At 61.6% G+C, this 12,085-nt stretch carries 11 protein-coding genes; 5 read left to right on the top strand and 6 right to left on the bottom strand.

The window, feature by feature from the left end; translation table 11 throughout:
* Positions 1-104 precede the first annotated feature (104 nt).
* The 3 genes from RQH14_RS18415 (at position 105) to RQH14_RS18405 (ending at position 1,761) form a co-directional block, all read left to right on the top strand.
* On the top strand, positions 105-410 hold the full coding sequence (locus RQH14_RS18415) for a heavy-metal-associated domain-containing protein (protein WP_311214581.1): 306 nt from the start codon (positions 105-107) through the stop codon (positions 408-410).
* Between the two features lie 187 nt (positions 411-597).
* A complete protein-coding gene (locus RQH14_RS18410; protein WP_311214580.1) occupies positions 598-1,203 on the top strand; it encodes a DUF305 domain-containing protein in 606 nt (201 codons plus the stop codon).
* A gap of 285 nt (positions 1,204-1,488) precedes the next feature.
* Positions 1,489-1,761 carry a hypothetical protein gene (locus tag RQH14_RS18405; protein ID WP_311214579.1) on the top strand — a complete coding sequence of 91 codons (273 nt, stop codon included), beginning with the start codon at positions 1,489-1,491 and terminating at the stop codon, positions 1,759-1,761.
* Positions 1,762-2,084: 323 nt separating this feature from the next.
* On the opposite strand, the gene RQH14_RS18400 is transcribed toward RQH14_RS18405, so the two are convergent.
* From RQH14_RS18400 to RQH14_RS18390, 3 genes are read right to left on the bottom strand one after another with little or no spacing between them, the layout of a single operon-like run.
* On the bottom strand, positions 2,085-3,899 hold the full coding sequence (locus RQH14_RS18400; protein WP_311214578.1) for an ABC transporter permease subunit: 1,815 nt from the start codon (positions 3,897-3,899) through the stop codon (positions 2,085-2,087).
* 9 nt (positions 3,900-3,908) lie between these two features.
* The gene (locus RQH14_RS18395; RefSeq protein WP_311214577.1) at positions 3,909-5,408 is read right to left on the bottom strand and encodes an ABC transporter substrate-binding protein; all 1,500 of its coding nucleotides are present in this window, start codon (positions 5,406-5,408) and stop codon (positions 3,909-3,911) included.
* 26 nt (positions 5,409-5,434) lie between these two features.
* Positions 5,435-7,114, bottom strand: a complete 1,680-nt coding sequence (locus RQH14_RS18390; RefSeq protein WP_311214576.1) for an ABC transporter ATP-binding protein — start codon at positions 7,112-7,114, stop codon at positions 5,435-5,437.
* 223 nt (positions 7,115-7,337) lie between these two features.
* Here RQH14_RS18390 and RQH14_RS18385 point away from each other — a divergent pair, with 223 nt between their 5' ends.
* Positions 7,338-8,630: an MFS transporter gene (locus RQH14_RS18385; RefSeq protein ID WP_311214575.1), complete on the top strand. Its 1,293-nt coding sequence runs from the start codon at positions 7,338-7,340 to the stop codon at positions 8,628-8,630.
* Positions 8,627-9,034 (top strand): metalloregulator ArsR/SmtB family transcription factor, encoded by a 408-nt coding sequence (locus tag RQH14_RS18380; protein ID WP_311214574.1) that lies wholly within the window; start codon positions 8,627-8,629, stop codon positions 9,032-9,034. Before RQH14_RS18385 ends, RQH14_RS18380 begins: the two co-directional genes overlap by 4 nt.
* A gap of 33 nt (positions 9,035-9,067) precedes the next feature.
* On the opposite strand, the gene RQH14_RS18375 is transcribed toward RQH14_RS18380, so the two are convergent.
* The 3 genes from RQH14_RS18375 to RQH14_RS18365 form a co-directional block, all read right to left on the bottom strand.
* Complete coding sequence (locus RQH14_RS18375) at positions 9,068-9,787, bottom strand: GntR family transcriptional regulator (protein ID WP_311214573.1); 720 nt, start codon at positions 9,785-9,787, stop codon at positions 9,068-9,070.
* A 315-nt stretch (positions 9,788-10,102) separates the two neighbouring features.
* Positions 10,103-10,753, bottom strand: a complete 651-nt coding sequence (locus RQH14_RS18370; protein ID WP_311214572.1) for a GntR family transcriptional regulator — start codon at positions 10,751-10,753, stop codon at positions 10,103-10,105.
* A gap of 210 nt (positions 10,754-10,963) precedes the next feature.
* A complete protein-coding gene (locus tag RQH14_RS18365) occupies positions 10,964-12,067 on the bottom strand; it encodes a cation diffusion facilitator family transporter (RefSeq protein WP_311214571.1) in 1,104 nt (367 codons plus the stop codon).
* Positions 12,068-12,085 lie beyond the last annotated feature (18 nt).

The following is a 12,085-nucleotide window of genomic DNA, read 5'->3' as shown; positions in this document are numbered from 1 at the left end:
TAGAGGTGTTGTCAGTGAGTGGTTTGTCCCGGAGAGCTGCGAAGCCTTCATCACAACCGTTCAACCACAGCGCCATCTCATCTTCTTCAGTGAATGGAACTGACATGCAAACATCATCACGTACTGAACTCCCCATGACTGCTTCGTCGTCGGGCTGCGGGTGCTGCTCCACCGAAGCCCCTACTGTCGTCCCCGCCCCGACTGACGTGGAGTACGGCGTGGAAGGGCTGACCTGTGGCGGCTGCGTTGCGCGCGTCGAAAGGGCGGTCAACGACCTTGAGGGTGTGGACCGTGCCAGCGTTGAATTTGTCCCGGGTGGAATCTCACGCTTGGTGATCAGGGGAGCTGCCGGACGCTCCGCGGTCAAGGACGCTCTCTCCTCAGTTGGATACAGCCTGGCCAATAGCTAGTCCGGCAGTTCGGATGCTGCCTCTGGCGATGCTGCGCCGTCTTCCGGCTCCATAACTGTGAGCACCGCCCAGCTGCCGCCTGGAGAGAAGCTTCCGTAAGCCCCTGCCCGGCATTCTGCAGATGAACACGCTCTCCCCTTATTGGGTGCCGGCTTGCCGTCAAACCTTTGTAAAGGATTCGAAGTTGATGAAAAATGCGAAGTTTTTTCCTGTTGCTGCTACGGCCATCGCAGCGGCCATCGCTCTGGCTGGTTGTGGTGCCTCCGGCGGTTCCAGTCCCTCCGGAACATCCATGTCAGGAATGGATCACGGCGGCAGCTCGTCCAGCCCGGCGGCTACGGACCATAACGCCGCGGATGTAACGTTCGCCCGGATGATGATCCCACACCACACCCAGGCGGTGAAGATGAGCGAGATGATCCTGAAGAAGCAGGGCATTCCTGCCGAAGTCACAGCTCTTGCTATCCGGATCAAGGAAGCACAGGGCCCGGAAATCGAGAAGGTGACCGCCTGGTTGACCGGATGGAAGGAAACTACGCAGATGCCCGCTGGCCACAGCATGAACGGCATGATGGGCGCAGCTGACATGACCAAGCTCGAAGCCGCCCAAGGAGTCGAGGCAGCAAAGCTGTTGCTGGCCCAAATGGTCGCCCACCATCAAGGTGCCGTGACGATGGCCAAGACCGAAACCACAGACGGTAAGAACTCCGAAGCCGTCCAACTCTCCACAGAAATCGTCAACGCTCAGGAAGCCGAAATCAAGGAAATGCAGACGATGCTGGCCAGACTCTAAGCATCCCCCGACATGACGGGCGGCCCGGTTCCGAGGGCAGGATCCCCGTCAGAGTCGTTTCCGCAACGTGGATCCGGTCAGCCGCTGACAAGGCGACCGCTGTGTCCCCTGGCAGCGGCGCGATTTTCCGTCCCTCAGCAGCGGAGTGATGACGCATGACAAGCCGGTGTTGAGTACTTCAGCAGCCAGGCGCGGGGCACCTGCCTCACATGGCCGGCGGATTCCGCTGACAGATCATCCATCCACTTCAACAACGCGTCGAATAACAAGAGAAGGAAAGACCATGTGCACCAACCACACCATGATGAGGCCACAAACATCCCAAGCATCATCACCGAGGACATTGCCGTTCCCCACAACCACCCTGCGGCCAGTGCCGGCCAGGAACGTAGCGACCTGATCGAGTGCCCCGTCATGCCAGGGAACAAGGTCATTAGATCCGCGGCCGAAGCCGATGGCATGTACCGCGACTACAAGGGGACCCGACACTACCTTTGCTGCGACACCTGTGTGGCCCTCTTCGACGCCGACCCCGCGACATACAGCAAGGCTCTCTAGCTGCCACCGGAACCCGTTAGGCTCCCGACAAGGGTGCGGCCGACACGTTTTTTCTGGGTTCCTAGGATGTTCTGCCTGTCGTTGCAGTGGATGCGCGCAGACACGAAACACCTCCGGAGCGGGACCGGGCCGTTGACAGGTTCTTCCCACTCCGGAGGTCTTCTTCTCTCGCCGTGGTCATTGACTGGCGGATGAGGGTTAGTCCGTTTCTGGTCCAGTGCAGAACTGGCAGTTATCTTCGCAGACAGACCGTAGAGATGCGGTCGTGCTCTTTTCCATTACCTTCCCCCTCTCATGTTGCACCGGTTGGGTGAGTCATGGACCTATCGGACGGCGCGGCGCCGCCGAAGCCAACCACGGGTGTCCACGGAAAGGCTCGATAGGGAGACGGCGAGGATGGACAGGAGTACGAGGGCGAAGCCGGGCACGAGAACTACCAAGGGTGACCGCTCGACGTAGGGCATACCTTCGGCGAGGATCAGCCCCCATTCGGGGTGGGGCGGTTGGGGTCCAAGGCCCAGGAATCCCAGAAGGGCAAGCGCCAGGGCAATGCCGGGCAGGCGCAGCATGGCGTGCCGGAACACCGGGCCGAAAACGCCGGGAAGCACGTAACGCAGCATGACCCGGGTGGGGCCGACTCCGAGCACGGGGGCGATCTTGACGTGCGATTGGGCTTTGACTTCGGTGACCAGGGCCGCAGTGTGCGCAGCCAAGGGCGCCCAGCTCACGGCAGCTACGGCGACAGCGGCTCCGAGGGTGGAAGTTCCCATGATGGAGGAGACAATGATGCCGGCAATGATCGGTGGTGCGGCGTTCGTGATTTCGATGGGTCCGGTTGCCAAGTTGGGGAACATCCCGATGGCCAGGCCGAGCAGAAGGCACAACACCACCACCAGGAGTGCGATACCGATCGTCGACACGGCGCCGTGCGAGATGCGCGCCAGCACGTCACGCCCGCTGGAATCCGCCCCCAGCGGGATGGCAAGCGACGGGAGCGCGAGGCGCCCGTGAGTAGTTGCGAACGGATCCCGCGGCAAACCTGCCACAACGATGACCAGCAGCAGACCCAACGCCGATGCCGGAACAATCCACGCGCTCCGCCGGCTCGCCGCGGCGGGAACAGACGTCGGGACTGACTTGGCGCGCAGGGCCGGCCCAAGGATCAGTTTGCGGACCATGCCCGCCCCGACACCCAGGACCGCTGCGAGGAACATCAGGATGATGACACCGGTCTGCAGGGTCGGCATGTCCTGGGACCTGGCCGCGGCGAGGGTTGCCCGGCCGATTCCGGGTATGGCATAGACCTGCTCCACGGCGATGGCTCCGCCCGTAAGCCCTACCAACACCAGTCCGATCGGTGACGTGATCGAGGGCAGGCTGCGCCTGGAGACAGCCAGTGCGATACGCAGCTGGGAGAAGCCGGAAACGGACCAGGTCGCCACCCAGCGTTCAGTGAAGGTCGCTGAAAGCGCATCGGAGAAGAGCCGCCCCAGGTAGCCGCCTCCCGGCAGTCCCAGTGCCAGGGCAGGCAGGACCACATAGGAGAGGCCGTTCCAGCCGTAAGGAGGGAACATTTGGAGGATGACGGCTCCGAAGACCAGCAGCAGGGCCGCGAGCAGGAACTCGGGCATGGAGGTGAACGCTGCAGCGAGGGCACCGGAGGTCCGGTCATTGCGTCCGTTGAGTCCCCGACGGAAGGTCGGAATGCTCAACAGTATCGCCATGATGACGGCGACGGCCAAGGAGAAAGCCATCAGGGTCAAGGACACCGACAAGGCCTCCAGCATGCCGGGCAATACGGGCTTGCCGTCTGTCCATGAGTTTCCCCAGTCGCCCACAACGACGCCGCTGAGCCAGTTCCAGAACATGACGAGGGGTCCGTCGGCGAGCCCGAGTTCCTCACGGATCGAGTTCAGCGCCTCCGGGGTGGGCTCCATCTCCGAATAACGGGAACGCAGAATGGAAAGGGCTATGTCGCGGTTGGAGAGCGCCGGCAGGATACCGAGCATGAACACGATGAGACCGAAGGTCACTAGCCTGGAAGCACCCGGGATCCAGGCAGGGATTCTGCGGTCCCCGTGGCCGTTGCGCCGGCTACGGCGAAGCGCGGGGGTGACACTGACTGGTACTGCAGCCATGACGGTCCCTTATTCCTTGGTGGTTTCTGCGGTGATCAGGCCGCGCTCACGCGGATCCAGGACCAGGTTGGAGACAGTCTTCGCCTTGCCCAGAAGCACGCGTTCGTGCAGCACGGGGAGGGCAACGTCCTTCTTCAGGATCAGCGCTTCTGCGGCCATGATGGCTTCCCGCCGCTTCTCGCCAAGCTCGCTTGCGGACGCGGCACTGATTGCTGCATCGATCTCCGGGTCGCAGACCTGGGAGATGTTGAAGGACCCTTTGCAGGAGTAGTCACTGGTCAGGTACGTAGCGGGGTCCCCGGTGTCCTGGACCGTCGCCCTGGACAGGAGGACCATGTCGAAGGCACCTGCCATCATGTCTTTCTCCATGTTGGCGTATTCGCGCACGTCCTGCTCCACGACAAATCCGGCGGCCTCAAGCTGCTGCTCCAGAAGAACTGCGGCCTCTGGCAGTTCGGGACGGGCCGTGTACGTGGCCAGGGTGATCGTCTTCCCTGCAGGAGCTGCGGGTCGTGCAGCAGAGTCCACGTCTCCGCGGATGTCCGCGGCCCACTTCAGTGCCGGTCCCAGCAGGCCCTTGGACTCATCGGCCCGTCCTTCGTACACGTTCTTCACGATGCTCGCCCTGTCAATCGCTGCTCGGGCAGCAGCCCGGAGGGCGGGATCAGCGAAGGCGCCCTTTTCGTTGTTCAGGTACAGGGTGTTGGTGCGTGGCATCGGCACTTCGTTCACCAGGTCCTGCGGGAGCAGGGACACCTGGGAAACCGGGAGTGCCTCGACGACGTCGGCGGTTCCTGTCCGTAGTGCTGCGGCTCGGGCCGCGCCGTCCGGGACGTAGGAGACGTCAATGCCGGACAGTTTCGCCTTTTCGCCCCAATAGTCCTCGAAACGGTCCAGGGAGGCAGAGGATGATCCGTTGGTGGTGACGATCTTGAAAGGACCGGTGCCCGTGCTCACCGGCGTCACCGTCCCGTCAGGCAAATACGCCGCGGCGGAGAGGATGGACAGCTGCGGGCTGGTGAGCCTGTTCATCAGGAGGGGGTCGGGGGTGCCGGTAGTGATCGTCACTTCACGCTCACCCGTCGCCTCGATTTGTAGCTCAAGCCCTGTTAGGACGCGCAGCTTGGGGGAGGCATTCATCGCTTTGTTCAGTGAGTTGACGACGCTCTCAGCCGTGAGCTGGGTGCCGTCGTGGAACTTGACTCCTTCGCGGAGGGTGAGCACCCATTTGAGGTCCCCGTCCTTCTTCCATTCCGTGGCCAGCAGGGGCTGGGCCTCGCCGTTGTCGTCAAGGACGGTCAGGGTTTCGGCTGCGCTCCAGCGCGAAAGCTTGAAGGCGTCCTCTGAGTAGGGGCTCAGATTGGACAAGGGAGCGGCGAGCATGGCCAGGCTGACACGATTGGAGGAGTCTTGTGCTGATGCGCCTTCCCCGGCGAAACATCCGGTCAGGGTCAGGGCGGCTCCCAGTGTCAGGGCGCCTGCGGTAAGGAGGTGGCGGGTGCGGGGCATGAGTGAACGCATTCTGGAGGTACCTTTCAATTGGCAAGCGTTGCGAGTGTGGGACCGTCCGCCGCGCCGGGGTTCTCCGGCGCAGGCAGTACGGGGATGGCTCCGACAAGTTCACGGGTTCGGGGGTGTTGGGGGTCGGACAGCAGTGCAAGAGTGGCTCGGTCCTCGATGACCGCGCCGTCGTGCATGACCACTGTCCGGTGACAGAGGCTGGCGACCATGGACAGGTCGTGGGAAACGATGAGGAGCCCGGTGCCACGTTCCTCGGCAATCGAGCGGAGGAGTTCGATGACTTGTTCACGCATGGGAAGGTCGAGGCCGGAAACAGGCTCGTCCGCAAGCAGGAAATCGGGCCGGGTGGCTATGGCCCTGGCGATGGCAACGCGTTGAGCCTGCCCGCCGGACAATTCGCTGGCACGCCGGTCCAGGTATTCCGGTCCGAGCCCAACCGACTCCAGCGCTTCCCGCACGGCTTGCTTGCGATCGACGTCAACGTTCAACCGGATGAGTGGCTCTGCCACCAGATCCCTGACGACCATCCGGGGGTCAAGCGATCCGGCCGGATCCTGCGGCACATACTGCACACGGCGCCGGTACCAGCGCAGTTCCTTCAACGGCCCCGGCTCTACCTCCCTGCCGGCACAGCGGACCGAACCGGTATCGCTGCTTTCCAATGCCAGCATCAGGCGCAGCAAGGTGGTCTTTCCTGAGCCTGAGACTCCGACGATGCCGACCCGTTCGCCGGCGCCGATCTTCAGGCTTGTCTGCCCCAGCGCGACGCGCTCGACCCTTTTCGCGAAACGATGTTGCCGGGGCATTTGAAAGGAGCGGCTGACACGGTCAATGTCGAAGAACGAGGACTCCGCGTTGGTACCGGGTTCAATAGTGGTCGAAGCTACCGCTTCAGTGGAGGCAGAAAATTCCTGCAGGTAGGGTGCGATGGTCGCTGCCCGGGCTGCGCGGATGAGATTGCGGGAATATGGGTCACGGGGGTTTGCCAAAACATCGCGGAGCAGTCCCTCCTCGACAATCCGCCCGTCGCGGAGGACTACCGCGTCGGTACACAGTTCCGATGCCACCGCGAAGTCGTGGGTGATGAACAGCAAGGCCGGAGAATTCTCGCCGGCGGTGAACTTGTTCAGCACTTTCAGGACTTTTGCCTGCGTCACGACATCCAGCGCGGTCGTCGGTTCATCGGCCACCATAAGCCGTGTGTTGCACGCCAGGGCCAGGGCGATACAGACGCGCTGCCGTTGGCCTCCTGACAGCTCGGAGGGATAGGCAGTAATCAGCGTCGAGGGATCGGGCAACCCGACTGCCTCGGCCAGCTCAAGCGCGGCAGCACGGGCGCCAGCAGCGTCGAGGCCACGATGCCTGCGCAGTGGCACCACCAGTTGGTCCACCAACCGGACCAATGGATTGAGCGCCACTGCCGAGTCCTGAAAAACCATGGCCACCCGGGCGTTCTCGGGACGTTTTGGGGCCGGAACCCCGAGGACTTCATGGCCGTTGATCCGGATGCTTCCGGTCGCAACCGCGTTCGAGGGCAACCGCCCCAGGACAGCGCTTGCCGTCATGGACTTACCGGAGCCCGAGGCGCCCAGCAAGCAAAGCCGCTGGCCCGCGAGGACCTTGAAACTAAGCCCGTCCACGATGGTCTTGCCGCGGATGGCAATCCGCAAGTTGGTGATTTCTAGACTAGCCACGTCGAACCCTTCGCTAGGGATACGTGACGCGCATCACGCGCGTCTCCTCTGCAGCGAGCTTATGGCCGTATCTGTAGATTGTCAACAATCCGACGATTAAGATTTTTGATGACTTTATTCCGGGCTGCCAAGTCGAATCGCCAGCACAGGCGGCTCCCGCCCCGTCGGGACGTTTGTGACTGGCCAGTTGGCAAACGAATCCGGATGTTTAAAGGTTTCTTACTTGCGTATCTACGCAAGTAATGTGATTCTGTTGGGTATGCTCACCACGTTGAGGAATTCCCGCTTTCGGCGCCTTCTCCTTTCCCACGTCCTCGCCCTCCTTGGGACCGGGCTGGCGACCATCGCTCTTGGCTTTGTGGCCTTCGATTTGGCTGGTGATCAATCCGGATCGGTGCTCGGAACCGTTCTTGCCATCAAGATGCTGTGCTTTATGGTTGTAGCGCCTCTAGCGGCGGCAGTTCTGGTCCGTTTCCAGCCCCGCACTGTGATGGTTGGCTCGGACGTGCTGCGGGCCGCCGTCGCCGTCTGCCTCCCGTTCGTTTCCGACGTATGGCACATCTATGCCCTCATCGTGGTGCTGTATATCGCATCCGCAGTCTTCACTCCCACATTCCAGGCGACCATTCCACGGGTACTCCCCGATGATCGGGACTACGGGAACGCTCTCGCCCTGTCCAGGCTGGCCTACGACGTTGAGGCGCTGATGTCCCCGGTGCTGACCGGGATATTGCTTTTGGTCATTCCCACGCAGTACCTGTTTTTCGGCACCGCCCTGGGCTTCGCCGCGTCTGCGCTGCTCATAGGGTCGCTAGTGCTTCCAAAGGCCCTGCCCTCGGAGAGCCGCGATGCACCCTTCATGAAACGCCTGACGCTGGGCAGCAGGCTGTTATTCGCCACGCCTGCCCTGCGAGGAATTTTCACCCTCCAACTCGCTCTTGCGGGCAGCGGGAGTTTCGTCATGGTTCAGACAGTCGCTATCGTGCGGGGGCCGCTGGGCGCGGATGCAGCCGCTGTTGCCCTCGCGTTGGGTGCCATGGGCGCAGGATCAATCTGCGGCGCACTCAGCTCACCGGGGCTTGTGGCGCGACTGGGTACCCGCCGGGTTCTGCTCTTTGCAGGAGTTTTGGTGAGCTTGCCGCCTTTTGGTGTGCCGTTGGCGCTTTCGCTCAACGGCACACCGGGTCTGGCCATACTGGCCGCCCTGTGGTTTGTCCTGGGCATCGGTTACTCCGGTGTTCTGACACCTGTTGGTCAGGTGATCCGCGCTACGGTTCCCGAACCTGAGCTCCCTGCGGTCTTCGCTGCCCAGTTCTCGTTGGCCCACGGATGGTGGCTCCTCTGCTACCCCCTGGCCGGATGGCTCGGTGCTCTGACATCGCTCGGAACGGCTGCCGTTGTCCTCGCCGGCATCTCCTTCACGGCTGCCCTCGCAGCGTCATTCATTTGGAGAGATATGACGCGAAGGCACGTCGTCGGCGATGATGACAGGATGACCGAGGACGCCCGCCCGTGAGCCACACCAAAAAACCATCGGCCGTCGATAAACAGCGTATGGCCCAAGCCACACCTTTGGCGGAGGTTTCGTTGCCGTCGGATGCCGACCTCGATGGAGCAGCAGAGCTGGCCCGCCTCGTTGCCGACAGGACACGTCTGGCGATCCTTGCGCTGCTGGCCCAACGTGAACTTTCCGTGGGCGAAATTGCACAGAAACTGCAGCGGCCCATGGCCTCCGTTTCTCAACATTTGGCAAAGCTGCGCATCGGCCGTCTGGTCAGTTCCCGGAGGGCCGGAACCACGATCTACTGCGCATTGGCCAACGAACACGTCGGTGCCCTGGTGACCAATATTTTGGAACAGAGTGAGCACACGCTCTACGACCGGCCACCTCACCATGAGGCGCCCCACCAAGCTGGTTGAAGAATTTACCGCCGTCAAGGCAGGCGGGACCCGTCACTGGGCTGTTGCCGCCACGGGCCCATGGTGGTCCCGGGATCGCGCTTCGAGAGTCCCGGCCAGATGGTCTTCCGCGCCTGAAAGGTGGCGGTGGAAGGCCGCGTGGATTTCGTTCATTGAACCGGCCGCAATCAGTTTTGCCATCGCCATGTGATCGTGACTCAAGGTGCTCGGTGTCGGGTATACCCGTTCCGGGTTGATCATACAGATCAGGGACTCGGTCGCCAGGGTGGTGTAGGCGCGCAGTAACCGGGAATTGCCAACGCTGGCAACAAGCGTGGTGTGGAAGTCTAGATCCAGTCGGGAGACCCGCGCCCAATCCCCCGCAGCAAGTGCCGCCGGAAGCTGCGAGGCGATTTTCACCAGCGCATCGGATACCTCCTGGCGTCGTTGCGTTGTTTGGGCAGTGATGATTTCCGCCGCGCCGATCTCCAGCATTTCCCGGACGCCATAGATCTCATCAACGTCCTCGTCGGTCAACTCGATCACGAAGACGCCCCGGTTGGGCCTGCTGACCAGCAGACCCTCTTGACATAGACGGTTCAGTGCCTCCCGGACGGGTCCGCGGGAAACGCTGAGTTGGCTCGAGAGGAGGGCCTCATTGATCTGCTCCCCGGGCACGAAATAACCTTCCACGATCCGGTCGCGAAGTTGATCCGCGATGATCTCGGCGGTTGATTTTGGCGTGATGGCGGAAAGGCCTACTTCTTTCTTCATCTCGTCTCCGATCCCTTTTCTTCGACCCCAGCCCTGGTTTACACGGGGCGACGCGTGGCACCAATAGTTCAGAAGCCACCCATCCCAAGGCTACCGCCCGTCGCCGCATCCCGAATCCTTGCTCCAAGGCTCCAGAGGACTCGGCGTGCGAGTCTCCCGTACGCTCTCCGTTCCCAACTTTAATGCTTCGCCCTTCTGGAATATTCCGCCGAACGACCTCGTTCAGATACGGCTCTCTTGCCTTTATCTACTTGCCTCCAAACGGCCCAGAACGTCTGGGAACACGCTTTGAAGGCTGGACATCGGATTGGATCTTTAGGGCGCAGAGAGATGCTGGCGAAGGACAGAGCGGACTTCATCCATGGAACCGGAGGCAATCATCCCGGCGATCGCCAAATGGTCATCCCTCCAAGCATGGGGGGTCGGGTAGGATCCCTCGAGGTCCCTCATACAGATCAGCGATTCAGCAGCCAAAGTGATGTAGGACCTTAACAACCGCGAGTTCCCGGCCTCCGCGACGAGCGTCGTATGGAATCGAAGGTCCAAACGACAGATGCTCGCCCAGTCGCGAACCGCCGTAGGCTCAGGTAGCAACATGGCAATCTTCACCAACCGGGCAGACGCTTCCCGCCTCCGCTTGGTTGACCGGGATGTGATTCCTTCTGCGGCAGTGACCTCCAATAGTTCGCGGGTTCGGTAGATCTCGCCCACGTCAGCCTTCGTCAGTTCGATCATGAACAGGCCACGATTGCGCTTGCTCGTAAGCAGCCCTTCCTGGCTCAAACGCTGAAGCGCTTCCCGCAACGGGTTCCGGGAAAGGTTGAGATGGTTCGCCAGATGCACCTCGTTGACCTGTTCCCCGGGCGTGAAGTGACCGGTCAGGATCAACTCGCGAACCTTGTCTGCGATCTCTTCCGAACTCGTGAATTCAGGGGTCACGGCCGGCAGTCCTTTTACTCTCTCCATGCGCTTTCCTCCTCCGCACGCAGGCGGTACGGAACGGGCTGCGGCAAGGGTTTCTGCCTGTCACGACCAAGTCGTAGACCAGCTCCCGAGAAACTACGCCCGCCGACCAATTCAGTCACCCCGGCCGCAAGGCCTTCGCCGACAGAGTCCACCGGAGGCAGCAGTCGGCGGGAAAACCCCCCTCGGAAGAGGTCGGTGGGGCTAGTCACCTCAGGCATGGACTGCCTGCTCGTGGGAGACGTGGTCCTGGGACTCAATCTGCAGCGTGCTGTGGCTGGTGTCGAAATGCTCCCCGAGGCAAGCGAGGAGTTCATCGAGCAGAGGTTCAGACCCATTCGAGGAAATCGTGTCATCGTCGACGACAACATGAGCGGAGAAAACGGGGACACCCGAAGTAATGGTCCAGGCGTGCATGTCGTGGACATCCAGTACACCCGGGACGCTCAGGAGATGCGCACGCGTTTCCTCCAGATCCATATCCTTGGGGGTGGCCTCCATCAGCACGTGTACAACGTCCTTAAGGAGACTCCAAGCCCTGGGCAGAATCAGCAAGGCAATAGCGATTGAAGCGATCTGGTCCGCCAACATCCAGCCAGTGAGCCAGATGATGATACCGGCGATGATGACAGCTACCGAGCCCAAGAGGTCACCCAGAACCTCCAGGTAAGCACCGCGCACGTTCAGGCTTTCCTTCTGGCCGGACTGAAGAATCAACAATGAGACAAGGTTCGCCACAGCACCAATGATCGCCGCGAACAGCATCGGCCCGGCTTCAACCTCAACTTCCGTACCAAGACGTTTGACCGCCTCTACGAAGATCATGATCGCGATCGCAGCAATCGCGATGCCATTAAGGAGCGCAGCGAGAACTTCGATGCGCTGATACCCGAAGGTCCGCTTGGCCGTGGCCTTTCTCGTCGCAATAACACTGGCGATCAGGGCGATGAAGACCCCCGTCGCGTCGGTGAGCATGTGACCTGCGTCAGCCAGCAAGGCCAGCGAGTTGGAGATCATCGCTCCGACCACCTGAATCAGGAAGATCGACGCAGTGATGCAAAGGACAATGATCAGCTTCTTGCGGTGCTTCCCGGTAGCCGTGGTGTGGTCCCCCAGGCCGTGGCTGTGACCGTGGTGCCCGTCGTCATCCCCCTTGACCTTCGGTGCCCGATGCCCGGCGCTGAAGGCCCACCCATGATCGTGATCCCCATGGTCATGGTGGTGACCATGGTCAGCGTGGCCGTCGTTGTTGTCAGTCCCGGAAGGCGTCTTGCGTCCCTGGGGCTCTGGAATCGAAGTTTTTCGAGATGAAGTCATACCGAAAAGATAACAGCA

Source organism: Arthrobacter sp. WCS2018Hpa-7 (assembly GCF_031843805.1).
Taxonomy (GTDB): Bacteria; Actinomycetota; Actinomycetes; order Actinomycetales; family Micrococcaceae; genus Arthrobacter.
The sequence above is the reverse complement of the archived record's forward strand: the minus strand, read 5'-3'. Positions and strand labels throughout refer to the sequence as shown.